25 protein-coding genes are annotated in these 25,516 nt (G+C 68.3%); 13 read left to right on the top strand and 12 right to left on the bottom strand.

The window, feature by feature from the left end:
* Positions 1–51 precede the first annotated feature (51 nt).
* Positions 52–660, bottom strand: a complete 609-nt coding sequence (locus WDJ57_RS06560; RefSeq protein ID WP_338904956.1) for a VOC family protein — start codon at positions 658–660, stop codon at positions 52–54.
* 81 nt (positions 661–741) lie between these two features.
* On the opposite strand from WDJ57_RS06560, the gene WDJ57_RS06555 reads away from it, so the two are divergent.
* On the top strand, positions 742–1,365 hold the full coding sequence (locus WDJ57_RS06555; protein WP_338904955.1) for a rhomboid family intramembrane serine protease: 624 nt from the start codon (positions 742–744) through the stop codon (positions 1,363–1,365).
* On the opposite strand, the gene WDJ57_RS06550 is transcribed toward WDJ57_RS06555, so the two are convergent.
* The 3 genes from WDJ57_RS06550 to WDJ57_RS06540 form a co-directional block, all read right to left on the bottom strand.
* Positions 1,351–2,250 (bottom strand): phosphatase PAP2 family protein, encoded by a 900-nt coding sequence (locus tag WDJ57_RS06550; protein WP_338904953.1) that lies wholly within the window; start codon positions 2,248–2,250, stop codon positions 1,351–1,353. The two genes, WDJ57_RS06555 and WDJ57_RS06550, sit on opposite strands and share 15 nt — an antisense overlap.
* Positions 2,247–4,037, bottom strand: a complete 1,791-nt coding sequence (locus tag WDJ57_RS06545) for an ABC transporter substrate-binding protein (RefSeq protein ID WP_338904952.1) — start codon at positions 4,035–4,037, stop codon at positions 2,247–2,249. Before WDJ57_RS06545 ends, WDJ57_RS06550 begins: the two co-directional genes overlap by 4 nt.
* Before the next feature lie 176 nt (positions 4,038–4,213).
* Positions 4,214–5,197: a DUF5784 family protein gene (locus WDJ57_RS06540; RefSeq protein ID WP_338904951.1), complete on the bottom strand. Its 984-nt coding sequence runs from the start codon at positions 5,195–5,197 to the stop codon at positions 4,214–4,216.
* Positions 5,198–5,320: 123 nt separating this feature from the next.
* Here WDJ57_RS06540 and WDJ57_RS06535 point away from each other — a divergent pair, with 123 nt between their 5' ends.
* A complete protein-coding gene (locus WDJ57_RS06535) occupies positions 5,321–7,372 on the top strand; it encodes a beta-propeller domain-containing protein (RefSeq protein ID WP_338904949.1) in 2,052 nt (683 codons plus the stop codon).
* 102 nt (positions 7,373–7,474) lie between these two features.
* Entirely contained in the window at positions 7,475–7,663 is a 189-nt protein-coding gene (locus WDJ57_RS06530) for a DUF5786 family protein (RefSeq protein WP_338904947.1), read from the top strand.
* On the opposite strand, the gene WDJ57_RS06525 is transcribed toward WDJ57_RS06530, so the two are convergent.
* The 3 genes from WDJ57_RS06525 to WDJ57_RS06515 form a co-directional block, all read right to left on the bottom strand.
* Entirely contained in the window at positions 7,646–8,938 is a 1,293-nt protein-coding gene (locus tag WDJ57_RS06525; RefSeq protein ID WP_338904946.1) for an RNA-guided endonuclease InsQ/TnpB family protein, read from the bottom strand. The two genes, WDJ57_RS06530 and WDJ57_RS06525, sit on opposite strands and share 18 nt — an antisense overlap.
* 184 nt (positions 8,939–9,122) lie before the next feature.
* Positions 9,123–9,833, bottom strand: a complete 711-nt coding sequence (locus WDJ57_RS06520) for a DUF7530 family protein (protein WP_338904944.1) — start codon at positions 9,831–9,833, stop codon at positions 9,123–9,125.
* The gene (locus tag WDJ57_RS06515; RefSeq protein ID WP_338904942.1) at positions 9,833–10,774 is read right to left on the bottom strand and encodes an NAD(P)H-binding protein; all 942 of its coding nucleotides are present in this window, start codon (positions 10,772–10,774) and stop codon (positions 9,833–9,835) included. Before WDJ57_RS06515 ends, WDJ57_RS06520 begins: the two co-directional genes overlap by 1 nt.
* 89 nt (positions 10,775–10,863) lie before the next feature.
* Between WDJ57_RS06515 and WDJ57_RS06510 the strand changes: the two genes are divergently transcribed.
* On the top strand, positions 10,864–11,067 hold the full coding sequence (locus WDJ57_RS06510; RefSeq protein WP_338904941.1) for a DUF7561 family protein: 204 nt from the start codon (positions 10,864–10,866) through the stop codon (positions 11,065–11,067).
* Here WDJ57_RS06510 and WDJ57_RS06505 read toward each other — a convergent pair.
* Entirely contained in the window at positions 11,064–12,362 is a 1,299-nt protein-coding gene (locus WDJ57_RS06505) for a hypothetical protein (RefSeq protein ID WP_338904940.1), read from the bottom strand. The genes WDJ57_RS06510 and WDJ57_RS06505 overlap by 4 nt on opposite strands.
* A gap of 86 nt (positions 12,363–12,448) precedes the next feature.
* Between WDJ57_RS06505 and WDJ57_RS06500 the strand changes: the two genes are divergently transcribed.
* On the top strand, positions 12,449–14,191 hold the full coding sequence (locus WDJ57_RS06500) for an ATP-dependent DNA helicase (protein WP_338904938.1): 1,743 nt from the start codon (positions 12,449–12,451) through the stop codon (positions 14,189–14,191).
* A 124-nt stretch (positions 14,192–14,315) separates the two neighbouring features.
* On the opposite strand, the gene WDJ57_RS06495 is transcribed toward WDJ57_RS06500, so the two are convergent.
* Together WDJ57_RS06495 and WDJ57_RS06490 are read right to left on the bottom strand one after the other, a co-directional pair.
* Positions 14,316–15,344, bottom strand: coding sequence for a class I SAM-dependent methyltransferase (locus WDJ57_RS06495; RefSeq protein WP_338904937.1), 1,029 nt, complete (start codon positions 15,342–15,344; stop codon positions 14,316–14,318).
* The gene (locus WDJ57_RS06490; RefSeq protein WP_338904935.1) at positions 15,337–16,437 is read right to left on the bottom strand and encodes a 60S ribosomal export protein NMD3; all 1,101 of its coding nucleotides are present in this window, start codon (positions 16,435–16,437) and stop codon (positions 15,337–15,339) included. Before WDJ57_RS06490 ends, WDJ57_RS06495 begins: the two co-directional genes overlap by 8 nt.
* Positions 16,438–16,553: 116 nt before the next feature.
* Here WDJ57_RS06490 and htpX point away from each other — a divergent pair, with 116 nt between their 5' ends.
* From htpX to radA, 3 genes are all read left to right on the top strand, one after another.
* Entirely contained in the window at positions 16,554–17,426 is an 873-nt protein-coding gene (htpX, locus tag WDJ57_RS06485; RefSeq protein WP_338904934.1) for a zinc metalloprotease HtpX, read from the top strand.
* A gap of 1 nt (position 17,427) precedes the next feature.
* Positions 17,428–18,039 (top strand): PspA-associated protein PspAB, encoded by a 612-nt coding sequence (gene pspAB, locus WDJ57_RS06480; protein WP_338904933.1) that lies wholly within the window; start codon positions 17,428–17,430, stop codon positions 18,037–18,039.
* 128 nt (positions 18,040–18,167) lie between these two features.
* Positions 18,168–19,217 carry a DNA repair and recombination protein RadA gene (gene radA, locus WDJ57_RS06475; RefSeq protein WP_338904931.1) on the top strand — a complete coding sequence of 350 codons (1,050 nt, stop codon included), beginning with the start codon at positions 18,168–18,170 and terminating at the stop codon, positions 19,215–19,217.
* A gap of 146 nt (positions 19,218–19,363) precedes the next feature.
* Here the strand turns inward: radA and WDJ57_RS06470 are convergent, their stop codons facing one another.
* Entirely contained in the window at positions 19,364–20,326 is a 963-nt protein-coding gene (locus WDJ57_RS06470) for a CPBP family intramembrane glutamic endopeptidase (RefSeq protein WP_338904929.1), read from the bottom strand.
* 110 nt (positions 20,327–20,436) lie between these two features.
* On the opposite strand from WDJ57_RS06470, the gene WDJ57_RS06465 reads away from it, so the two are divergent.
* The 5 genes from WDJ57_RS06465 to WDJ57_RS06445 all read left to right on the top strand — a co-directional run bounded on the left by WDJ57_RS06465 (position 20,437) and on the right by WDJ57_RS06445 (position 23,593).
* Complete coding sequence (locus tag WDJ57_RS06465) at positions 20,437–21,348, top strand: acyltransferase (protein ID WP_338904927.1); 912 nt, start codon at positions 20,437–20,439, stop codon at positions 21,346–21,348.
* 70 nt (positions 21,349–21,418) lie between these two features.
* On the top strand, positions 21,419–21,676 hold the full coding sequence (locus WDJ57_RS06460) for a DUF7577 domain-containing protein (protein ID WP_338904925.1): 258 nt from the start codon (positions 21,419–21,421) through the stop codon (positions 21,674–21,676).
* A gap of 43 nt (positions 21,677–21,719) precedes the next feature.
* Complete coding sequence (locus WDJ57_RS06455; RefSeq protein WP_338904923.1) at positions 21,720–22,442, top strand: hypothetical protein; 723 nt, start codon at positions 21,720–21,722, stop codon at positions 22,440–22,442.
* Between the two features lie 46 nt (positions 22,443–22,488).
* Positions 22,489–23,175, top strand: coding sequence for an RAD55 family ATPase (locus WDJ57_RS06450; protein WP_338904921.1), 687 nt, complete (start codon positions 22,489–22,491; stop codon positions 23,173–23,175).
* Position 23,176: 1 nt separating this feature from the next.
* Complete coding sequence (locus tag WDJ57_RS06445) at positions 23,177–23,593, top strand: hypothetical protein (protein WP_338904919.1); 417 nt, start codon at positions 23,177–23,179, stop codon at positions 23,591–23,593.
* 13 nt (positions 23,594–23,606) lie between these two features.
* Here WDJ57_RS06445 and WDJ57_RS06440 read toward each other — a convergent pair whose 3' ends face one another.
* Positions 23,607–25,418, bottom strand: coding sequence for a formate/nitrite transporter family protein (locus WDJ57_RS06440; protein WP_338904918.1), 1,812 nt, complete (start codon positions 25,416–25,418; stop codon positions 23,607–23,609).
* Positions 25,419–25,516: the final 98 nt, after the last annotated feature.

Here is a 25,516-nt window from a genome sequence, read left to right as displayed (position 1 = left end):
GAACAGTATCCCTCAATAGGCTTTCTGCTGATAAAAACGTGATAGCGCCGGTCAGACGCCGCCGACGCCGCTCGCCGCGTCGGGCAGGTCGTGGGGTTCGGCCTCGATGCCCAGTTCGTCGAGCGCGGCTGCCAGGTGCTCGTCCTCGGCGTAGTCCGCGCCGTCCTCCTCGCGGATGCGCTGGGCCGTCGCCAGCACCTCGCCGCGGCGGTCGTCCGGGATGTCGTACTTGTCCGCGGAGAGTTCGATGATCAGCCCGTTGTTGTCTTGCGTGTACAGCGAGTGGAAGATGCCGCGGTCGAAGACGTTGTACTGCTTGCCGGCCTCCTCTAGGGCCGCCATCACGTCCTCGTACTCGGCGGGGTCGAGGCTGAAACAGAGGTGGTGGACCGCGCCGGTGCCGCCCTGCGGTCCGCGGGGGTTCGAGGGCCGGTCGCCGACGAAGACGGTGAGGATGCGCCCGTCGCCCGTGTCGAAGAAGAGGTGGGTCTGCGAGGGGTCGTCGAGGTTCGGCTGGCGCAACACCAGCGGCATCCCGAGCAGGTCGCGGTAGAATGCGATGGTGTCCTCGGCGTTGCTCCCCCAGATTGTGACGTGGTCGGTACCGGTCGTGTGGAACGGGCTGTCTGGCAACTCGGCGCTGACTGGAATGTCGGACATAGCCCACGTAGGTGGTCGACCGGCATGTATCCCGCGCCGCGGCGTCCGGACAGTTTTGTCGCTCCAGCCCCCACTACAGGTATGGCGCTCACCGGCCGGCCGACGGTCCAGACCCTCGCCGCCCTCGCTGTCGTCTTCCTCCTCCAGCAACTCGCCGGGCTCTTCGGGGCGCTGGAGGGAATCCTGTTCGTGCTCTACGGCCCGGTCGGCGACCGACCCTGGGCGCTCGTGACGAGCGTCTACGCCCACGCTGACCTCCCGCACCTGCTCGGCAACGCCATCGCGCTGGCGGTGGTCGGCCCGCTGGTCGCCCGCCGCACCACGACGCTTCGCTTTCACATCTTCTTCGTGGTGACGGGTGCCCTGGCCGGCGTCGGCGAAATCGTCGTCGGCGGGCTGCTCGGCCCGCCGCGGGGCGTCCTCGGGGCCAGCGGCGCGGTGCTGGCGCTGCTTGGCTACCTGCTCGCCGGCAACGCCGTCTCGACGCGCCTGCTGGACCGGCTGACGCTGTCGCCCCGGGCCCAGTTGGTCGTGTTCGGGACCGTCGTCATCGGCCTCACGCTCGCGACCAGCGGCCCGGGGTCGGCGGTCCTGGGCCACGCCACCGGACTGGCCATCGGACTGGCGGCCGGTCGGCTCCGCCTGCTCGATACGCGGGCCGGTCGCGCCGGGCGGCGGGACTCGGACAGCTCAGGATTCGCTTGAGCGGCTGCCGGTGAGCCACGCCCGTCCGCGCCGGAGTCTGACCCGCGCCGCCGCGACGAGCGCCCGCACCGTGCGGTCGAGACGATGCTGTCGCCCCCGCTCGTCGGTCACGAAGTCCGCCAGCAGGACGCTCCCCACTCCCAGAACGGTTCCAGCGGCGACGTCGACGCCCCAGTGGATACCGAGGTACATGGTCGACAGCACGACGCTGCCGGCGAGCGGGACCGACAGCGCTAGCCAGGCCGGGTATCTCCGGCGAGTCCGGGCGGCGAGCACCACGACCGTCACCGACAGCGACGTGTGAAGCGAGGGGAAGACGTTGATGTTCGAGTTCACCTCGCTGGTCAGCAGTTGCGAGCGGGGCCAGTTCGAGTACAGGAGCGAGTCCACCAGCTCCGGCATGAGGTTGCGGGGGCCGTAGGCGATGAAGAGGACGTAACAGCAGACGCCGATGGCGTAGTTGAAGCCGTAGGCGAGCGTGAGCCGCCGGAACGAGTCGAGGTCGTCCAGCGCGAGATACGCCAGAATCGGGAAGACGAGCAGGAAGACGTACCCGTAGACGTACGCGAAGGACAGGAACGTCGTGACGGCCGGCGAACCCGCCGACTGCAGGGCGGCGACGAACTCGCCCTCGATGGCGTAGATGACGCCCGTGATGTTCCAGTCGAGCAGCCAGGACAGCTCCTTCCCGAGGTCACGGGCGATGGAGTTGACCGCGAGTACCGCCGCGAGCAGCCCGACGTAGGGGTAGACGGCCCGCAGCCGGGCCCGCAGTTGCCAGCGTAGCAGCCGCAGTTGGGGCGTGCCGACGATGGTCACGAGCGAGACGGCGAGCAGGACGCCGACGACCAGCACCAGCCGCGCGAGCAGGTCGAGCGGTATCATCGGTCGATGACCCTCCCCTCGTCGTCGTACTCGAGCCCGGCCTCCCGGAACAGCTCCCGCGCGCCGCTCTCGTCGAGTGTGCCCTCCTCGCCGACGAACGGGACCGTCGGGTCCGTCCCGTCCCAGACGAGGTCCGTCGGGACCCAGTCGGTCCCCGTGAGCGCGCTCGTCGCCGGGCGGGCGAAGCCGTCGAAGACGGACTCGGCGACGTACTCCTTGTCGAGCAGCCGAACGACGGCACGCCTGACGTGGGGGTTGCCGAGCGGTTCCCGGCGGGTGTTGAACCCGACGTGGTAGAACGACCGGCCGTCCTCGACGTGGAGCGTCAGCGCGTCGTCCTGCCCGACGCGGGGGACGCTGTCGGGGCCGATGCGCATCGCCGTCCCATCGGTCTCGTCGGCCGACAGGAGCTGGATGGCGGCGTCGTCGGAGGGAGCCACGCGCACCGAGAGGCGGTCGAAGGGCACGCCGTCGGCGACGACGTCGGGCACCTCGGGGGTCCGTCCCCGGTGCAGGAAGTGGTCCTCGAAGCGGGTCAGCACCAGCGACTCCCCCTCGGCGCGACCCTCGAACCGGACGACGCCGCTCCCGACCGGCGTGACGTTGGGCGTCAGGAGCGCCTCGGTGACGGGTCCGGGCCGCTCGCTCCAGTTCGCGCCGGCTTCGACGGCCCGGTCGGCCCAGACGTGGGCCGGCAACACCGGGACGGTCAGCGCCCGCACCGCGACGGTCGGGCTGGTCTGTGGGCAGCGCAGCGTCACCGTATGGTCGTCCTCGGCGGTGACCGACCCGACCAGCGACGAGCGGCCGCGAAAGCGCGGGGCAGGCACGGCCGTGTCACCGGCACCCAGCAGCGTGTCGTTCAGGAACCGGTACGTGAAGGCCACGTCGTCGGCCGTCAGCGCCGTCCCGTCGTGCCAGGTCAGGTCGGGCCGGAGGCGGACGGTGCCGACGGCGTCGCCGCGCTCCCGGTGCCACGACCAGTCGGCTGCCAGCCAGGGGGTCGCCGCCCCGCCGACGCGACGTGCCAGCGGGTCGTACAGCAGACCCGTGAAGATGCCCCGCGACCGGTGCTGGACGGCCAGCGGGTTCAGGTTCCGCGTCGGTTCCGCGTCGGTCGTCGTGACCCGCAGGCGGGGTTGGCGGTCCGGACCCGCCGACTGCAGGGCGACGTAGCTCACCGGCTCCGTCAGCGGGGAGCGACTCCAGCCGTCGAAGCGGTCGTTTCGCACCGCCCATATCTCGTTGGGGAAGGCGAGGATGCCGAAGGGCTGTTTGCTCGCAATCTCGCGCTGGAGGTCCCCGACGAGCCGCCGGCGTTCGGTGCCCGCCGCCTCCCGCTGTCCGGACAGGAGGTCGTCGACCGCGATGTCGGTGAACCCGAACGGGTTCTGCCAGCCCGCCTCGCCCTCGAACACCGAGTGCAGCAGGGGCCGCAGGAAGTCCGGGTCGTCGCGGTTCGGGAACCGCCCGACGTAGATGTCGTAGTTCCCGCCCAGCAGGACGTCCTTCTGGAGTTCGCGGGCGGGCTGGAGTTCTATCCGCGCGTCCACGCCGACGGCACGGAGGTTCGTCACGAGTTCGCGCGCGATGCGGGTGCCCGCGGCGTCGGCGTCCGCCGGCAGCGTCTTCACCGTCAGCGAGAGCTGTCCGGCGACGCTGGGTCCGAGCAAGGAACCGAGTCCCTGGAGGCACCCGGCGGTACTCGCCGCAGCGAGCCCCGCTCCCGCCCCGAGCAGGTCACGCCTCGACACGCCCGGGGGTGAATCGTCTCTCTCCCGTGTCACACGTTCTTGTTTCAATCAGCAGTTACTTCGTACATAATCCTATTGATTGTTACGTATCTCTCTGTAATCGCACCAAAACAGGGTTTTCAATGTCGTTAGAGGGTATTTAACACCGCTCAAAAGTGGCCACTGGTGTATGCTGGAATCCAGCGAATGTCTCCACGCTGTGGGTCCCGCTACACTAGCCGGGTCAGCGGGTGGGGAACGTCGCCGCGCGTGTACCCATCGACGGTACCGTCGGGGCGCATCCGGTAGACGACGGCGGGTTCGTGGCCGGCGTCTGGCTGCTCTGCGGCGACGGAGTCCCACTCGTCGTCGCGGAACGACGAGCAGTCCACGAAGACGATGGCGTCGGCGTGGGCGTCTAGCTGGTCGTTTCGCTTCCCGTCGACCGTCTCCCGGAGTGCGGCCGCCGGCGTGCCCGCGCGCCGCCGGGTGGGCGGTTCGGGCCGGGTCACCTCGACCAGTACGTCCGGGGTCTCGACCCGGAAGTCCAGCGCGTGTCCCGAGTCCATCGCCACCTCCGGCTCGTAGTCGTAGCCGGCGTCGGTCAGCAGTTTGGCGGTGTTGAACTCCGCCATCGTCGCGCGCATCCGCACGAGGTCCATCCGCTCGCTGGTGCCGAGTTTCGACGCCATCGTGTACCGGTGGCCGTCCAGGTCGGCCGTCGACAGCACGTCCTCGTAGAACGCCAGTCCCTCGTCGCGGGTCGCGTCGGGGAATCCGCCGGCGTGGTCCCGGAAGAACGCGCGGGTCGTGTCGCGGCCGTCCTTCGAGAACAGCACCGGGAGGAAGAACCAGGCGACGTAGTCGTACTCAGCCAGCCAGGGGTCCGACTCGGCCAGTTCGGCCAGCAGTTCCCGCTGTGCCCACCGCGTCATCGGGTAGGGGGCCTCCTCGAAGGTCCACTTGTCGGTGCGCCACAGCACCTCCGGCGTCTCGGTGTTGCCCAGCCAGTAGGCGTCCTCGCCCCAGGCGAAGAGCGCGAGGTCGCCGTTGCCCATCGTCAGCCGCCGTGCCTCGTAGCCCGGCGGCGGGTCGTACCGCGTCGCCTCCAGCCGGGCACCGAAGCGACGGTCCAGCGGCTGTCGGAGTTGGGTGTCGACACGTTCGGCGCTCCAGCGTTCGGTCGAGCGCCGGAACCGGAGAGGGCCTGCCACTACCCCCCAGTAGGTCACCCGCCCATAAATCGCTGGCGTGGGTCGCAGCGACACGGTTTCCACACTCAAACCGTCGTTTGAGTCTTCGCTACGGTTTACCAGGTCTGTCACAGAGTAGCGGATATGACACAGCATCGACTCGGCACCGTCGGTCTCGTCGTCGCCCTGCTCGTCGGTTCGCTCGCCGGTGCCGGCCTCACGCTCTCGGCGGTCGGGCCGGCCGCGCCGGGGACGACCGGCCCCGCGACGGAGACGCCGGTCGACGACGGGGTCTCCCCGACGACCCCGCTCACCAGCGACCAGACTGCGATGGCCCAGTTCGCGGACCGCGAGGCCTTCGAGGCGTACGTCAGCGCCGGCCGACGGCTCTCTGGCGGGTACCTCGGTACCCGATTCGCCGGCGGTCGCCCGACAGAGACGAACGTCACCGACCAGGGCGGCCCGGCGGTCGTGATGAGAGCCGACGCGGCGGGCGGTGACGCCGGGAGCAGCGGCGGCGACACCGCTCCCGCGCGCATCGCCGGGACGAACGTCCAGGTCGCGGGGCTGGACGAACCGGACGTCGTCAAGACCGACGGCGAGCACTTCTACTACGCCCCCGAGAACCGTCGGTACTACGTCGAACCGCGACCAGTGGTCGGCGAGCCACGCGAGGGCGACGTGGCACCGCCGGAGAAGCGCCGCCAGTCGAAGACCCACATCGTCGACGCGAGCGACCCCGACGCGCCGGCGGTCGTCGAACACATCGACACGAGCGGGAAACTGCTGCAGACCGGCGACCGTCTGGTCGTCTTCGAGTCCGACCGCATCGCCGGCTACGACGTGAGCGACCCCGCGAACCCGGCCGAGGCGTGGTCGCACCCGCTGAACGGGACGCTCGTCACCGCCCGCGAGCGCAACGGGACCGTCTACGTCGTCACCGCGTCCGGCGTCGGCTACGACGCCCCCTGCCCGGTCGAACCGCTCGGCGGCGACGCCGCCGTCGCCTGCACGGACATCTACCGCCCCGGCACGCAGATTCCGGTCGACGCGACCTACACCGCCATCAGTCTCGACGCCGGGGACGGCGGCGTGGACGACACGGTGAGCTTCGTCGGCACGCGACAGAACACGGTCGTCTACGCGTCCCACGACGCGCTCTACGTGACGTACACGAAGTCCACTGACCGCGGGACGCTCGTCGCCGAGTTCCTCCGCGAGGAGTTCGACCGGACGCCCGACCGCGTGGCCGAGCGCATCGCCGAGATACAGTCCTACGACATCTCCGCCGAGTCCAAACAGCGCGAGACGTGGCGCGCCGTCCGTGGCTGGCTCGACTCGCTGCCGGCCGAACAGCGCCGCGAGGTCCAGCGTGACCTCGAAGACGGGCTCTCGGAGTACGTCGCCGACCACCAGCGGGCGCTGACACAGACCGGCATCGTCCGGGTCGACGTCGACGGCGGGGCCCTCGACGTGGCCGCGACGGGCGCGGTGCCCGGCCGGCCGCTCGACCAGTTCTCGCTGTCGGAGTACGACGGCACGCTGCGGGTCGCCACCACCATCCCGGCGGCGGGTAGCGCCGACAGCGAGAACGATCTCTACACACTCGACGCCGAGACGCTGGACCGGCGCGGCGCAGTGACGGGGATGGGCGAGACGGAGCGAGTGTACTCCGTCCGGTACGTCGACGACACGGCCTACGTCGTCACGTTCCGCCGCATCGACCCGTTCCACGTCGTCGATCTCTCGGACCCCGACGACCCCGCACTGGTCGGCGAACTGAAACTGCCCGGCTACTCGTCGTACCTCCACCCCATCGACGAGGACCACGTCCTCGGCATCGGCGAGGAGGACGGCCGCGTCAAGACCGTCCTGTTCGACGTCTCCGACCCCGCCGACCCGACCATCGACGACAGCGAGGTGCTGGACCGGCGCTACTCCGCCGTCGCCGAGACCCACCACGCGTTCCTCATCGACCGCAAGCACGGCGTCTTCGTCCTGCCAGCGGGCACCGAGAGCGTCGTGATGGACTACACCGGCGGCGAACTGGCCGTCGAGACGACGGTGCCGACGAGCGAACCGGCGACCCGCGCCCGCTACGTCGGGGACTCGCTGTACGTCTTCGCCGGCGACACCCTCACCGTCGTCGACGAGACGACGTGGGAGCGGACGACGACGCTCGACCTCTCCGAGTGAGCGCACCCGTCGGCCGCCAGCCGCTCGTTACGGGACGTTCCTATCGTGAAAGTAACCGTTACATTCATACCACGCAGTACCCAAGCGTGAGTGTGGTACACAATGTCGATGGGTGCATACGACGACGAGGAGCACGAACGTCGCGAGCGGAAAAACAGTGAAGTCGACGCCAGCTTCGACGACGAGCGCTCGGAGTACAAGGGCACAGTCGAGTACGAAGGTGGCGACTCGGCGGAGGAGCTCCTCGACCAGTTCAAGCAGATGCAGTCGGAGTCAGCTACCAACGGCTGAAGCCGTTGGCTTGTCGGTGGACTCCCGTTCTGCCGACACAGGAGTGTCGGACGCCACGTCAGTCGCGTTCACGGTCATCATCCCCGACTTCAGGGCGTACTGACAGAACGCCCCTCCAGCGGGGGACTTCTGCCCTCGCTGGAGTTTCAGCGCCAGTTTTCGGGCCACGTTCTTCGCTGCGTTGTAATCTGCGTTCGCAATATAAGAACAGTCTAAGCAGGCGAAGTGTTGCCCGGTACGGTTTTCTTCGAGTGTACAGCCACACTTCGAGCATTGCTGGCTGGTATAGGACGGGTCGACTGTTTCGACTACGATGCCAGCCAGTTCCGCCTTGTGTTCGGTCTGTTCTTGCAGTTCGCGGAACGCCCACTGCTGGAACTTCTTCTCGTCGCTGATACGCTCTCGAATCTGCTCCAAGTCCTCGAAGGAAATGTGCGTACAGCCGTGGCGCTTGGCTTCCGTGACGATCTCGTTGGAACACCGATGAAGGTAGTCTTCGCTCCACCGACCGAACCTATCACCGATCCATTGGAACGTCAGATGGGCGCTCCGTGTTCCAGTCTGTTGGAGGCTGGCACGCCGTTTTTCGAACTCGCGGCGCTGGTGGTTAAGATAGTCGGCGTTGCCGACGAATGCACCTGTTGAGGTTACGGCGATATGGTCATCGACGTTGCAGTCCACGCCAAGCACGTTCGAATGCTCGGCTTTCTCAGGACGTTCAACGTCGAGTTCCCGTTCCATCACTGCGTGCAGGTAGAACTCGTCGGCTTCGCTGTCGTAGTGGACGGTGCTGGTCGCAAACTCGTAGTCATCGTTCAGCAGATACTCACCGTGTGGTGTCCCATCTGGGTCGTCAGGTAGGTCGTATTCGCATTCGACTCTGCCGTTGACGGTGGCGAGACTTACTTTGTCACGATAGTAGGTCGCTGCCCGCTTGTCGTAGACGATACTGAACGTGTTATAGTGGGGCTTGCTGGTGTTCTCACCGTCTGCAAGCCTGTCAACGCAGTTGTCAATGTCGTCGGTGGCGCGTTTGATAGCTTTCTGGACGAGATTTGCGTGCAGGGAGTCCGTTTCTTCGCGGAGGTCGTCGTAGATGGCGTCTTCAGCGTCACTTTTGCTGGTCACGCAGTCTTCCTCGGGATAGCGCCACGCCCAGTCTGCGGTGCGGTTCGCGCAGTACTGGAATTTGTCGTTGGTGGCGTGAAGGTCGCTCTTGCGGTCGTCAGGCACGCCAAGACGGACGCGAACCGTTCGAGTCACCTCCCACGCCATGTACGTCACAGTAAAAGCTATCCTTTATTAACATTTTTGTATAGCGTTTGGGAGTCGGCAATGCTGTAGTCGGTGGGTTGCTTCGCAGAGTTTACGCGCTTCCTCCCACGGCTAAAGCCGGTGGGCTTCCGCGCTGTACCGCTGTGAGGCCGTCGCTGTTCTGTGCGGTAGCTACCTGCCGTCCTCAGCCGGCCGAAGGCTCGCGTAGCTGCAGGAGGAGGACGGACGTTCCGGTCACCGCAGTGACCGCCAGGAAGTGGCCCAGCACGACCGCGAACAGCACCGGCTGGTTCGTCAGAAAGGGGAGGAAGGTGAGCTGTAGCACCCCGAAGCCAAGCGTCTCCAGGTCGGCCTTCTGGAGCGAGCGGCGCGTCCCGTCGTCGAAGCGAAACCGCGCCGACCGCCACACCGCCGCCACGCTGGCCCACCACCCCGTCCCGATGCGGTAGCAGACGTCCCACAGCACCAGCAGCGTCAGGTAGACCGCCAGCACCGGGGGTTCCTCGCCGAACAGCGTCTCCACGAGCGGCGTCGCCGAGGTCCGGGGGTCCCAGACGAACAGGTGCGTCAGCAGGGCGACGTAGGCCAGCACCGCCAGCACCACCTCGATGTTCGAGGAAAAGAGCAGCCGGCGGTAGGCGTCCGGGACCGTCTCCCCGCGGGTGCGCTTCGCGATGCGCAGCATCTCCGCGCTCCCGACCGTGGCGACGACGACGGCGACGGTGCCCGCGAGCCCGGCCGTCCAGAGGTCGTAGTACCACGCCAGCGCGAGGATGGCGACCTCGAAGCCGACGAACTGGATGGCGAGCGCCACCCGCGGGCCGATGTCGATGCCGGGGAGCGCCCCGATGATGCTCTCGTAGACCCACGTCTCGCCGTACTCCGGGCGCCCCATCAGGCCGTCCCTCCGGCGCGTGCGATCGCCACGTCGCCGGAGGTCCGCTCGCCGCGTCGGGCCGCGATCGCCCGCTTGACGGCCGTCTCGAACGGCGTCAGCTCGAAGTCGAGGTACTCGCGGATGCTGTCGTCGTGCACCACGACCGGGTTCTTCAGACCGTCGATGAGTGGGCGTGCCACGCCGGCGTCGACGTTCGTGACCAGTCCGACCCAGTACGAGGACAGCCGCGGCGTCAGCACCGGCACCGGGATGATGACCGGCGTTATCCGCCCCATCACCCGCGCGGTCCGCTTGAGTATCTCGCCGTAGGTGAGCACGTCCGGCCCGCCGATTTCGTACGTGCTACCTGCCGTCTCCGGCTCGTCGAGGACGCCGACGAGGTAGGAGAGCACGTCGTCGATGGCGATGGGCTGGCACTCGTTTTGCACCCACCGCGGCGTCACCATCAGCGGCAGACGGGAGGCGAGCTGGCGGACCATCTCGAAGCTGGCCGACCCGTGCCCGATGATGATTGCCGCCCGCAGGGTCGTCAGCTCGTACTCCCCCTCCGTGAGGTACTCCTCGACCTCACGGCGGGACTGGAGGTGTCGCGAGAGTTCTTCGCCCTCCTCGCCGAGGCCGCCGAGGTAGACGACGCGGTCGACGCCGACCTCGCTGGCGGCGTCGGCGAAGTTCCGCGCGGCGGTGCGGTCGCGCTCCTCGAAGTCTTCGCCGGCCTGCATCGAGTGGACCAGGTAGTACGCGGCCTCCGCACCGTCGAGGGCGTCGTCGAAGCTGCCGGGGTCGAGGAGGTCCCCCTCGAACACAGTCACGCCCTCGGGGGTGTCGTACCGACCGGCGTCCCGGACCAGCGCTCGCACGTCGTGTCCCGCCGCGACCAGCGCGGGGACGAGGCGGCTGCCGACGAAGCCAGTTGCACCCGTGACGAGTACGTCCATACCTGCTAGTGGGCCGCCGACACCTTAATTCGGTGGCCTGCCCGCCACTCGCGGGAAAGTGGTTTCAGCGCCCGGATCGAAGGCAGGGTATGGCACGCCAGCCCTGCGACGGGTGCGGCAAGCCGGTGACGATAGCCGGCGGCATCGCGAACATCTGGACGCTGGAGAAGGACACGACAGGCGGCATCGAACTCGAACTCGCCGACGGCAGCGAGTACTTCCTCTGTTTCGAGTGCATCGAGCGCCTGCCCGACGACCACGACGTGACCGCGGAGGACGTCGCGAACCTCTAGGCGTCCGGCCCGCGCTGCTCGTCGAGGACCGCCGAGGCGTCCCCGCTCTCGGACTCCCAGACGAGGCGTATCTCGTAGTCGCTGGTGACGCCGACGGTAACGGCGTCGCCGGCCGCGACAGCGGGTTCGCCGTCCTGTTCGCTGCCCGCGCTGCCCTGCCACTGTCCGGGCCCGGTCATGTCGACGCCCTCCCGGTCGGCGAAGCCGCTCCCGCGGAGAGACAGCGTGGATTGCCCGACGATGTCCCCGCTCTGGTGTGTAATTTCCAGCACGCCAGCGTCGGCGTCGTAGTCGAAGGCGAAGTTCACCTGCGGTGCCGACACGGTATCCTCGCTGCCCCCCAGACTCGGACTGAGCGTCGACACCTCGCCGGTGGGTAGCGTCCCGGTGACGACTGCCGTCCGGCCCTGTTGTTGGGTGCTGAGCCGGTCGGGACCGTCGAAGAGGGCCGTGCCCTGGACGCGGTCGAGGACCGACTGGACGTCGACGGCGCTCTCGCTTTCGTACACCACGACGACGCTGTACTCGCTCTCGCTCTCGCCGATGGAGAACCGCTGGCCCGCGGCGACGCTGTCGGGGACGAGCCGCTGCGTATCGCCCGGCGTCGTCGTGCCGACGACCACCGTTCCCTCGCCCAGCGCCTCGACGAGCGCGCCGACGTCGTCGTTCACCACGGACGCCCGGCGACGTTCTCCCCGGTGCGTGTCGATACTCTGCTTCGCTCTCGTCACCGGGTCGGTGTTCTGTGTGACGAGGACGGTCCCGTCCCCGAAGGCGAAGACGCTGCCGTCGTTCCTGTACAGCGTGAACTCCCGGTAGGTCTCGCCCTCGCTGTAACCCTGCTCGGAGAGCGAGGACTGCCACTCGCCGACGGAGAGGTCGCCGGTGACGACGGTCCCGCCGGGCACGCTGTGGAAGTAATCGACGTCGCTCCACTCGACGCCCGGTGCCAGCGTCCCCTGGTACTGAGTGAGGTCGACGTCACCGAGGGCGCTCTCTCGCGCCAGGAGGGTGCTCGGCTGGCGGGACTGGAACAGGTACCGCTCCTGCTCGTCGAACTCGTCCGGGGAGACCAGCCACGTCCCGTAGGACAGGGCGCTGCTGCCGGTCTGTCCGTCGTCGCCACCGCCGCCGTCGGTACCGCTGCCGCCGTCGGTACCGCTGCCGCCGTCGGTACTGTTCCCGTCGCCGCCATCGTCGCCGTCGCCGGAACAACCCGCCAGGGCGGCGAGTGTGACGCTGCCGGTCGCTGTACCGGCCCGGTGGAGGAGCCGTCGTCGCGTCAGGTCTGTCATCGGTCCGACGTTGTCCGGCTGACTGATATATCCGGTGGTCCCTCCGTATCCGGAGGCTTAAGACCGGGCGCGCCACCACTTCGCCTGTGGACACGTCCCGCATCTACGAGGAGTTCCCCGCCCCCAGCTACCGCGGCGCGCAGGAGCAGGCGCTGGCGGACATCAGGGACGCGTTCGACGTCGGCAACGACGTGGTACTGGTCCGCGCGCCGACCGGCAGCGGGAAGTCCCTGCTCGCCCGCGCCATCGCCGGGTGTGCCCGCCGCGCCGGCAGCGGCGACCCGACCGCGCCGGGCCGGGCCTACTACACGACGCCACAGGTCTCGCAACTGGACGACGTGGCCGGCGACCGACTGCTCGACGACCTCTCCATCATCCGCGGGAAGAACAACTACTCCTGCATCCTCCCCGGCGAGACGGACACGCCGGTCGACCAGGCCCCCTGCGCCCGCGAGCGGGAGTTCGACTGCGAGGTGAAACACCGCTGTCCGTACTTCTCGGACCGCACTATCGCCGCCAACCAGTCCATCGCGGCGATGACGCTGGCCTACTTCATGCAGACCGCCGGCTCCGACGTGTTCGGCACCCGCGACGTGGTGGTCATCGACGAGGCTCACGGCCTGGGCAACTGGGCCGAGATGTACGCGACCATCGACCTCGGCCCCGACACGGTGCCGTTCTGGTACGACGCCGAACCGCCCGCCATCGACGACCTCGACGACGCCGTCGAGTACGCCGACTACCTCCGGACGCTCGCGGACCGCCGTCTCGAAGAACTGCGGGGCAACGCCGAACTCACGCCGGAGGAGGTGGCCGCCCGCGACCGGCTGAACGAACTCCGCGGCGACCTCGGGTGGTTTGCCGAGGAGTACCGCGACCCCGAGGGGACGACGACCTGGGTGGTCGACCAGCCCGACGGCGAGGGGTCGCGGGTCACAATCAAGCCGATGAACCCCGAGCGCTACCTCAACCACACCGTCTGGGAGCGCGGCCGGAAGTTCGCGCTCCTGTCCGCGACCATCCTCAACAAGGACGCCTTCTGCGCCAACGTCGGCCTCGATACCGACAACGTGGCACTGGTCGAGGTGCCCCACACCTTCCCCGTCGAGAACCGCCCGCTGTACGACATCACGCAGGGGAAGATGACCTACGAGCACCGCGACGAGACGCTGCCGGGCATCGCCCGGTCGCTGGTGCGCATCATGCAGTCACACCCCGACGAGAAGGGACTGGTCCACTGCCACTCCTACGCGATTCAGGACCAGCTCTACGCGCTCCTGGCCGACTTCGGCGTCGACTCCCGCGTCCGGACTCACGACAGCGACGACCGCGACGGCCAACTCGGGGCCTGGAAGCGCGCCGACGACCCCGACGTCTTCCTCTCGGTGAAGATGGAAGAGGCGCTGGACCTGGAGGGCGACCTCTGTCGCTGGCAGGTGCTGTGCAAGGCCCCCTATCCGAACACCCGTGATTCCCGTGTCGCCCACCGGCTGGAGGAGGGGCAGTGGGGCTGGTACTACCGGACGGCGCTGCGGACGGTCATCCAGGCCTGCGGGCGCGTCGTGCGCGCACCCGACGACTACGGGGCGACGTACCTCGCGGACTCGTCGCTTTTAGACCTCTTCGAGCGCGCCCGCCACGACATGCCCGACTGGTTCCGCGAGCAGGTCGACCGGATGTCACGGCCGGACCTGCCGGCCTTTGCGCCGGGGGCGGCGCTCGACGGCCAGTCCAGTGCGACCACCAGGCGACGCTCGCGGCGCTCCGGGCGGTCGAAGTCGTCGGGAACGAGCGGCGAGAATCACCCGCTCTCCGACGTGTGGGACTAGAAGAACGAGGCGAGTCCGTAGGCGATAGATGACCCCACCATCAGAAGGACGAACAGGATGGCGAGAATCTGTTGTCTGTCCATACCTCACCCTCGCCGCCCGGACAATTATGCGTTTCGTGCCTTCACTCGACGCGGGCGTCCACGACGACGTGGGCGACGCCCTCGCTGTAGCCCTTGACCTCGCGCACGTCCAGCACCTCCACCGACCGGCCAGCGTCGGCCGCGGCCGCCTCCAGGCGGTCGACGGGACGGTCCGGCACCAGCGTTTCCGGCGTGGCTTCGTGCATGTGCACCGTTCCACCCGACTCGAGCATCGGCAGCGCGCTCGGGAGGTACTCGTGAGCCTCGTAGTAGCCCATGACGACCCGCTCGAACTTTTCACCTTCGTAGGAATCGAGCACGTCGCGGTTGTCCGCGCGGTACGGCTCCACCCGGTCGGCGACGTCGTTGCGCATCGTGTTCTCCAGGAGGTACTGGAAGGCGTCGGGGTTGCGCTCGATGGCGGTCACGCGCGCCCCGGCACGGGCCATCGGCAGCGTGAAGTAGCCGATGCCGGCGAACATGTCGAGGACGCGATCGTCCTCCCGAACGGACTCGCCCATCCGCGCCCGTTCGGCCTTGTTGCCCGGTGAGAACATCACCTCGGCGAGGTCCATCGCGTATTCAGTGCCGTGCTCGCGGTGGACCGTCTCGGTGTCGCCCTCCCCGGCCACGACGGTCACGTCGGGCTGGCGGTGCTGGCCGTCGATGCCGCCGCGGGCGAGGACCGTGTCCGCTGCGCCGTGCATGGACAGCAGCGCCTCGCCGACCTCCGCCGGTCGGGGCGCGTCGGGCATCGTGACGAGGATGACGCTGCCCAGCACAGCCCACGACCCGGGCGCGGCGTCGAGTTCGTCGTCGGTCCACCCGCGCTCGCGGAGGTGGTCTTCCAGGCTCCGCAGGCGCGGCTCACCCTCCTCGCGGACGACCTCCAGTACGTCGGTCTGGGTGGGGGTCTCCGTCACTGGAATCGCGACCGTCTCGCCGCCCGCCTCCGTGACCGAGCGGCTGTCGTCGTAGACGCCCTCGGCGCGCAGCGACCCGATAGCCGCCTGTGCGCGGGGCTTCTCGACGATGGCGGACAGCGCCAGCTCTGTCGCGTCGTCACTCATCGTCGGGCAGGACGTGCAGTCCGGCGCGGCTCTTCAGCACCGGCACCTCGTCGGCGTCGGTGTCCATGTACTCGGGACGGGCGACCGTCTTCGACTCGTAGGTCTCCGGGTCTAACACCTGGACCGCGCGGTCGTCCTCGACGGCGACCAGGGTGGTCTGCTCGCCGTCCTCGCGCCAGCCCAGGCGCTCGGCGTCGGGGGCTTCGCCGTCCTCGAAGGGGGCCTCGTAGTGCTCGCCGGTGGTCAGTCGGGTCCCCTTGAGGTTGCCCTGGACGCTGCTGACCAGCACCGGCCCCTCGTCGTCCGCGGGGTCGATGACCTCGCCGGGGCGATAGGCCGGCAACCGGGCGGCGTAGGCCATCCGGTAGACGCGCTCGCCGTCCTCGTCCTCGGTGATGAGGCGGCGGGACTCGTCGACGGTCCCGCCGAGTTGCCGGACGATGCGCTCGGCGATGGCCCGCCCGAGCTGGCTCGTCGAGACCTTGATGTTCTTGCCGTCGTCCGCGTCGCCGATCTCCGTGATGTAGGCGTTCCGGTCGCCCCGGCCCTCGCGGTCGGCCACGTAGGCCTCCGCGATTTCGACGGCGCGGTCGAGTTCCTCATCCGTCGGGGCGCGCTCGCGGGCGCGGACCTGCACGGTGGCGGCGTAGGACCCGCCGGCGATCTGCCCGCAGCGGGTGCAGGTCTCGCGGCCGATTTTGACGGGGACGGTCACCTCCTCGGCGACGGGCGTGCCCCGCAGGACGCCGGAGAACTGACAGTGCATCCGGATGGTGGTCTCGTCGACCTGCTCGGGCGCGACCTGCCAGGAGATGCTGTCGGCGGCGACGTGCACCGAGAGGGCTTCCGTGACCTCCTCGACGGCGACGTCGGTGTAGTCCTCGGCACCGACGTCGACCCAGCGGTTGCCGCGGTGGACCGCGCCGCACTGGCTGCAGACCCTGACCTGGACCCGCTCTGGCGCGTCCACGAGGTCGTATTCGTCGAGGTAGCACTCGTCGCACAGCGCCGCGTCGGGGCCATCGACGTCGAGCGACGTCGCTCGCTCGATTGGGTCCCCGCACCGCGGACAGAACTCCCCTGACCGGCTCATTGTCCCCCGATAGGCCGCTCCGGCGTTTAAGTCGCACGTTCGTGCCCGGCCACCCGGTCACTCTGGACTGTCCGCGGACGGAGCAGTTTTTGTTCGCCCCGGCCCTACACCCGGGTATGCAGTGGCGCACAGACTGGGGGCTCCGTGGCCGGATGCTCCTGACCATCGTCCTCCTCGGCGCGCTCTACGTCGTCTTCATGGCCGTCCTCTGGACGGCGTTCCGGAGCGTGCTGGCGATTGCCCTCCTCATGGGCGCGTTCTCGCTCGGCCAGTTCTTCTTCAGCGACCGCCTGGCGCTGTGGAGCATGGGCGCGAAGGAGGTCAGCCCGTCGGAGTACCCGGACCTCCACCGGAGCATCGACCGCCTGTCCCAGCAGGCCGACCTGCCGAAACCGACCGTCGCCGTCGCGGAGACGAGCGTGCCCAACGCCTTCGCGACCGGGCGCTCGCAGTCGTCCGCGACGGTCTGTGTCACGGAGGGGCTGCTGGGGACGCTCGACCGCGAGGAACTGGAGGGCGTGCTCGCCCACGAACTCGCCCACGTCAAGAACCGCGACGTGGCGGTGATGACCATCGCCTCTTTCCTGTCGACTATCGCCTTCCTCATCGTCCGCTGGGGCTGGCTGTTCGGCGGGGGCGGCGACCGGCGCGGCCACCCATCCATCTTCGTCGCCATCGCCGTCTCGCTGGTGGTGTGGGTCGTCTCCTTCCTGCTCGTGCGCGCGCTCTCGCGGTACCGCGAGTACGCGGCCGACCGTGGTGGCGCGCTCATCACGGGCAAACCCAGCGCGCTCGCATCCGCCCTGTTGACCATCGACGGCCGGATGGACCAGGTGCCCGACGAGGACCTGCGCGACCAGGCCGAGATGAACGCGTTCTTCGTCATCCCCATCGACCGCGGGTTCGTCGGCCGCATCGCCCGCACCCACCCGCCGACCGAGAAGCGCGTCGAACGACTCCGCGACCTCGAACGGGAGCTCGAGACCTGAGATGGGGGTCCTCGACGCGCTCAAGCAGGTGCTCGGCGTGAAGGCCGACGCCGACGCGACGCGGGACGCGGACCCCGACGACCTCTTCGGGATGAGCACCGCCTACGTCACGATGGAAGCCGACCTCGACTACGTCCCGGCGGGCGAGGCGGGGCTGTGTTTCGCCGGCGTCGACAGCACGCAGTTCGAGGCGGCCGTCGACGAGATCCGGACGATTCTCGACGCCGGCAGCGAGGAGACCGGCACCATCGCACAGCTCCACGAGGACGACCACGGCTACCGGTGGATCGTTCTGGAGGACGACGACTTCGAGGACCTGGTGACGACCATCCACTTCGCCGTCCGCACGCTGGTCGACCTCGACTTCGGGTCGCGGCTGCTCGCGGCCGTCTTCGCCTTCCGGAACCCCCGCGAGGACCAGACGGTCTACTGGATTTACTCCTTCCGGCGGGGCTCCTTTTATCCGTTCGTGCCCGAGGGCACCCAGGAGCGCGACCAGCGCGTCGAGTTCAAACTGGAGGGGGTTCTCGACGGCGAACTCACCGTCGAGGACGACAAGGCCTACTGGTACCCCCTCTGGCCGGACACCCCCGGCGGCCACCCCTGGGAATAGCCCACACACTCCCGTTCAGACCCTTCAACCCTTGCCGGCTCTCAGACACACGCCGCTTCCGTCCCTCTGTTTCACTTTCACCCTCCTGTTAACGGGGGTTTATGTGCGAGGGGGAGCAACCGACGAGTATGTCCACAGGTGAAGACCTCGAAGACCTGCCGGGAGTCGGTCCGGCGACAGCAGAGAAGCTCAAGGACAACGGGTTCGACAACTACCAGGGTATCGCCGTCGCCAGCCCCGGCGAACTCTCCAACACCGCCGACATCGGCGAGTCAAGCGCCGCCGACATCATCAACGCCGCCCGCGAGGCCGCCGACATCGGCGGCTTCGAGTCCGGTGCTGCGGTCCTGGAGCGCCGCGAGCAAATCGGCAAGCTCACCTGGGGCGTCGACGAGGTCGACGAACTCCTCGGCGGCGGCGTCGAGACCCAGTCCATCACGGAGGTCTACGGCGAGTTCGGGGCCGGCAAGTCCCAGGTCACCCACCAGCTCGCGGTGAACGTGCAACTCCCCGCCGAATACGGTGGGCTGGAGGGCAGCGCCATCTTCATCGACAGCGAGGATACGTTCCGCCCCGAGCGCATCGACGACATGCTCCGTGGCCTGCCCGAGGAGGCCATCGAGGCGGCGATGGTCACCCACGAGGTGGTCGAGGAGGAGGAGGACGCCGACGCCGACGACGACGCCCTCATGGAGGACCTGCTGGAGGCGTTCCTCGACAAGATTCACGTCGCGAAGGCGTTCAACTCCAACCACCAGATTCTCCTCGCGGAGAAGGCCCAGGAAATCGCCGGCGAGACCCAGGAGGAGGAGTTCCCGGTCCGCCTGCTCTGTGTCGACTCGCTGACCGCGCACTTCCGCGCGGAGTACGTCGGCCGCGGCGAACTCGCCGACCGCCAGCAGAAACTCAACAAGCACCTCCACGACCTGATGCGCGTCGGCGACCTGAACAACACCGCCGTCGTCGTCACGAACCAGGTGGCGGCCAACCCCGACTCCTTCTTCGGGGACCCGACCCAGCCCATCGGCGGCAACATCCTCGGCCACACCTCCACGTTCCGCATGTACCTCCGCAAGTCCAAGGGCGACAAGCGCATCGTCCGCCTCGTGGACGCGCCGAACCTCGCCGACGGCGAGGCCGTCATGCGCGTCGAGGAAGGCGGCCTGATGGAAGAGTAACGCCGCTCGGTCCGCTCCCGTTCCCCGTCGCCTCTTCGTTTCCTGACGTGTGTCTGACGAACCGGAGTGAAAGTGGCCCCTGTGAACGGCAACCACGGGAGGGCGCGGCAGTTCTAGCTGAAACGGACGGGTTGGAACGCGGCGGCTTACTCGGACAACAACTCGGGGACGGCGATACGTTCGTCGACGGCGAGGTCGCCGCCGCGCAGGCGCGTCCAGAGGACGAACGCGCCGACGCCGGCGGCGAGGCCGGCGAGCATCACGACGCCGCCCTCCGGGCCGAACGACCCGCCGGTCACGAGCGTCGGGCCGTCCGTCGTCACGGTCACCAGGGCGGTGTCGGTCGTCAGTCCGCTGACCGGGAGGCCGAAGACGGAGCCGACGCCGAAGTTCCAGGCGATGTGCGCGCCGATGGGGAAGGCCAGGCGACCGGTGACGGCGAAGACGAGCCCGAAAAAGAGGCCGGCGACCGCGATGTTGACCAGCGAGAGGACGGTGCCGCCGGGGTTGGCCGCGTGCAGGACGCCGAACAGGCCGGCGGTCCCGAGGACGGCGGCGAGCACCGCCGTCCGGCCGGTGTCGACCGCGCCGCGCAGGCCCTCCGCGACGTTGACGAGGAGATACCCACGGATGACGAACTCCTCGAAGAGGCCGACGCCGCCGAAGAAGATGAGTGCGTAGAGCACTCCCGCCGCGCCGCCGCCGAGAACGATGCTCGGGTCCGTCGGCGCGGCCGCCGCGACGGTGGCGAACCCGCCGGCGACGAGGATACCGACGCTGACGACGGCCATCAGCAGTCCGACCGCGAATCCGACGGCCAACTCCGCCAGCCACGCGCGGCCGCCGCCCAGCCCGATGTCCCGGAGGGTGCGGCGGTCGAGGAGGCCCGCGAGGAATGCGACGGCGCCGGTCAACAGCGCGAGTACCACCGAGTTCGCGACGGGGTCGGGCAGTGCCACGACGACCTCGACCCCCGCGACGAGGAGGACGACGACCTGTGCGACGAGCACCACGAGCACGAACATCGCGGCGATGCGGACCGGCGCACGCAGGCGTCGCTCCGCCGGATTCCAGAACACCTGCCTGAGGCCGTCGACCCGTTCGTCCATGCACGTCGCCATCCGCGCGGCCACCTTAACGTTCCCGGGTCACCTCCGTGATACCCGGTGACGACCGTGTAACGGAAACCCCTATGACGACGGCCGGGCAAAGGCGGGGTATGACAAAGCGCCACGTCTCGCTTCCCCCCGCTGCGGAGGAGGGCTTGCAGACGTTCATCACAGAGGTAGACGAGCGGCTGTCCGGTGAGGAGGACACCTGTGACGTGGTCGAGGACATCCTCGTCGACCTCCACGGCGACCGCGAGGCCTACGAGCGCTGGCAGTCCGGTGGCGACGTCTCCGCGGCCGAGCGGGTCCGTCTGCAGGGGTACGACCCCTGTAACTCGACGCTGGAGAGCGAGTACTACGCCGAGGTCGAGACGATGGACGACGGCGAGTACGAGCGCTCGAAGTACCTCCAGTGGCTCTGGCGGCAGTTCGACGCCACGCCGATGGCCGACAACATCGAGTTCGCACTGCGCTTTCGCCGGATGCTCGCCAAGCACCTCTTCGAGGAGTGTGGCGAGGGCTGTCGCTTCTTCAAGGGCATCACCTTCACCTACGGCCACAACATCTCCGTCGGCGACAACGTCGTCGTCCACGACGACGTCCACCTCGACGACCGCGGGAAACTCACCATCGGCGACCGCGTCTCAATCTCCGACAACGCGCACATCTACACCCACGACCACGACGTCGTCGACCAGACACACGTCGACAACTACCACACCATCATCGAGGACGACGCCCGCGTCACCTACGACTCGATGGTCCGCGCCGGCGTGAAGGTCGGCCGCAACTCGATTCTCGCGGCCAAGTCAGCCGTCTCGAAGGATATCCCGGACCACCACATCGCGGCCGGGTCGCCCGCCGAGTCCATCGCCGTCAAGCCCGGCTGGGAGTCCGTCGCCGACCCGCTCGACGAGGGCAACGTCGACCGCCGCGAGCAACGTCGCATCGAGTACGAGGTTCCCGACGACCTCCGCGTCTTCGACGAGTTCCAGCGCGACCTCAGTCCGCCCGACGCCTGACCGGCGCTGTCCCGGCCCGACCTGTTACGCGAGCCGAACACCCAAGTAGTGGGAACCGCTAGCATAGTATATGGACGCGTGGGCCTGGCTCATCGCTTACCTCATCGGGTTCGCACTGCTCCAGCTCGTGCTCTACCGGTACTTCCAGCGGGGCGAGTCGACCCACGAGGGGGACCGCGAGCCGGGGTACCAGCGGCTGGAGCGCCGGTCCGCCGCGGCGGACGTCGGCAGCGCCGAGGACGCGGACGGCGTCTACTGCCAGCACTGCGGCGCGCGCAACGACCGCGGGTTCAGCTACTGTCAGAACTGCGTCGAACCGCTCCGGTGACCACGCGCCACGCTTTTTGCCGTCTGCGACCGACGGACGCCTGATGCGGGCCATCGCCATCAACGTCGGTGCCAACACCAACGAGCCGGGCTTTCGCGCGCCGGTCCGTCCCGACGGCACCTTCGAGTACGTCCCGATTCCCGAGTCCGAACCCGCCCGCGACCCGCCGACCTACGGCGACCTCGCGCCCCACCTCGACACCCCGATTCCCGACGACCTCCGGGCCACGCCGGTCCACCTGGACCCCGAGTTCCCCGAGTACCCCCACTGCGAGCGGTACACCTACGGCGACGAGCACGGCATCAAGGCCGGTCCGCTGTCGGGGCTGGCGGCGGGCGACTACGTCTTCTTCTACGCGACGCTCTCCGTGACCGACCCCGCTCCGTGGCTCCCGCCGGCCTGGGGCGCGTTCCTCATCGGTCACTTCCGGCTGGCGCAGGACGCCATCACCGGCGAGGAGTACGCAAGGCTGACCGAAGCCGACCGCGCCCCGTTCGCGAACAACGCCCACGTCCGCCGGGAGACCGTCGACGCCCGCGTGTTCCTGCTCGGCGACCCCGACGAGTCACGGCTGTACGAACGGGTCCTCCCGCTCTCGCGGCCCACCGGCGGGACCGACGCCTCGCCGCTCGTGACCGCCCTCTCCAGTGACTCCGGGAAGGGGCCGTGGTGGCGGCGGCCGCTCCGGTTCGACGAGAGAGCGACCCGCCGGCTCCTCGCCCTCCGGGACTCGTTCGCGCACGGACTGTCCGAGTATCACGGCTGAGAACGGCGAGCAAACAACTATATCCGGACGCAGTCTTCGATTCACCATGCGCGTTCCGAGTGGCGTCCCTGGGTTCGACGAGCTCATCGAGGGGGGGCTGCTGGCCGACCGGCTCTACGTCGTCAGCGGGCCGCCGGGCAGCGGGAAGACGACGTTCTGCTCGCAGTTCATCGCCCAGGGGGCGAGAGACGGACACGATTGCCTGTACGTGACGATGCACGAGACGAAGGAGGAACTCCTCCGGGACATGTCCGGCTTCGAGTTCGGGTTCGACAGGGCGATACAGTCCGAGACCGTCCAGTTCCTGAACCTCGTCACCGAGTCGGGCAAACGCACCATCACCCAGTTCGGGACAGACGGCGGCCTCACCAACCGGCTCGTCGCCTTCATCGAGTCCCACGACGTGAACCGCGTGGTCATCGACTCCACGATGCTGCTCCAGCACTTCTTCTCGGACATGTCCGACGAGATTACCGGCTTTCTCTCGGCGCTGAAACAGACCGACGCGACCATCCTGCTCATCTCGGAGATGACCGACCCGACCTCCTACTCCGACGAGCACTACCTGGCCCACGGGGTCGTCTTCTTCCACAACTTCCTGGACTCCTCGGGGATGACCCGCGGCATCCAGGTCATCAAGATGCGGGGGACCGCCATCGACTGCGACATCCGCGAGATAAGCTTCTCCGACCAGGGGCTGCGGGTCCACCCGGACCGGAAGGTCCAGGGATAGCATGAGCAGGTACGAGCGCGCCTACGGCACGGACTGGGACGGCCTCGACAAGGACGGGGCCATCGACCGTGCCTACGCGCTCGGCGTCGCGGCGTCGCTGGGCGAGTACCACCCCGACGAACTCGAACGCATCCGCGGGGAGATGGACACCGCCTACAACAAGAGCGTCGTCGACCTGGCTTTCGACGAGGGGAAAAACGAGGCCCGGAAGGTGGACGTCGAGGCAGCGGAGAGCGAACAGCGCGCGGTCTGGGCGGAACTGGTCGAGGGCGAGACGGTCACCGTCGACGAGGACGAGGTTCCCACCGGTGGCCGCGACGGCCTCCCCGAGGCAATCGACCGGATGGAGGCGCTGGACAGGCCGACTCCCGACAAGAACGAGGCCGTCGAGCGCCCCGACTTTCTGGAGAAGGACTGACTCCCGCCCCCTCTCAGCCGAACAGCCGTTCGAGCAGCCCCCGGTCCGTCGCCGGTTCCGCCAGGGCGAACGAGCAGTCCAGGTCGTCGACGACGTCCAGATAGAGCGCGTCGCGGGCCAGCCGCGACAACAGCCCGCGCTCTGAGGCCCCGAGCAAGACGAGTGTGTGGTCCTCTGCCTCCCGGGCGATTGCGCCCTCTATATCCCCGGTATCGTCGACAATCCGGACGGCGTCCTCCAGGTCGTGCTCGGCCGCCCAGCCGGCGAGGAACCGTTCGCCGTGGTCACGTTGCTCCGGGCCGTCGACCACGTGCAGGAGGCTCACCTCGGAACCGTCGACGGCGCGAAGCGTCCGTGCCACGTCGGCATTTATGTCGGAGGCGGCGTCGCCCGCTGTCGGTAACAGCACCCTCGACGTGTCGAGGCCCCGGTCCTTGAGGACGAGGAAGTCACAGGGGAGCTGTCGCGTGAGTTCGTCGAGCGGTCGGTCGGCCCGGGCGGCTCTCCACACTCCCTCGTCCCCCCACTTCATGACCACGAGGTCGGCGTCCTTGCGCTCGGCGACGGTGAACAGTTCCTCGAAGGACCGGTGTGACAGCACCGTCGAGGTGTCGCAGTCGACGCCGTACCCGTCTGCGACGTCGTGGATGTCCGACATCAGCGCCTCCGACTCCTCGATGATGCGCCGGCTCTGCTCGACGCCGTAGCTGCGCGAGGACTGGCGCGGCATCTGGACGATGTGGACCACGTGGACGATGGCATTGTCCCTCTCACTGGCCAGCTTGCAGGCGAACTCCTTGAGCCGCGTTTCGGTGCGCGGGTTCGTAATCGGGACGACGATACGGAACTGGTCCTCGCCGGTCGCGGCGGCCGGCTCGGCGGTGTCGATGAGCGGGACGTACGAGCGGCCAGCGTAGCCGCCGAACAGCCACTCCTGTCGCGACAGCCGCCGGTCGGCCCCCTCGAACCTGGCGGATTCGAGCCGCTGTTCGGTCGTCTGGAAGTAGTTGACGACCGTCACCAGCACGACGCCACCCAGCGTGTTCCCGACCAGCACCGGCAGCACGAACTCGACCATTCCGACCAGCAGCGACAGGTCGCCCAGCAGAACCAGATACACCATCTCCGTGTACGAGACGACGACGTGGAACAGGCCGCCGATGGGGATGGAGAGGAAAGCGAGGTAGACGACGACCAGCCGTGAGATGGTGTCGCGGGCGGCGTACTCGACCCAGACCACCCCCGCGACGATGAGGCCCGCGAAGGCGGCTTTCGTAAAGAGCACCGATGACCCGGTCTCGATGCCCTTCGTGGCGATGCTGGCCGCGGCTGCACCGGCCTCCGGCGAGAGGACACCGCCCCACGCGAGCGCGATCGCACCGAAGGTCCCGCCGGCGAAGTTCCCGGCCAGGACGACGACCCAGTTGCGAAGGAGCGCGGGCACGGATGCAACCCGCTCCAGGGTTAGCGCCACCGGCGGCAGTGTGTTCTCGGTGTAGAGCTGGTACCCGCCGATGATGATGTAGATGAAGCCGAGCGGGTACAGCAACGCGCTGAGAACCGGGTCACCGCCCGTCGACGCTGTCAGTGAGACGTACAGGAGAAACGTGATGGTGATGGCGAAGCCGGCGGCCAGCCCGCTGAAGAACAGCTCCCGGCTGCCAGCGGTGATTTCCTCGTCGGCGGCGGCAACGATGCGCTGGAAGACCTCGTCGGTCGAGAAGCGGTCGCGGACGACCCGCCCGACAGCGGGCGCACCACTCCGTGACCGCTCGACGGCGTCTCGCAGCCGCTCTTCCCGGTCGTCCGGTTCTGTCTCGTCCATTCGCCGAACTGATGGGCGCCCCTCACTAAACCTCTGGCTATCTTGATGCAGCGAGTACCCGGCACCGAGACCGGGTCGCTGTCGCCGCCCGGTCGAAT

This window comes from Salinibaculum sp. SYNS191 (assembly GCF_037338445.1).
Taxonomy (GTDB): Archaea; Halobacteriota; Halobacteria; order Halobacteriales; family Haloarculaceae; genus Salinibaculum; species Salinibaculum marinum.
The sequence above is the reverse complement of the archived record's forward strand: the minus strand, read 5'-3'. Positions and strand labels throughout refer to the sequence as shown.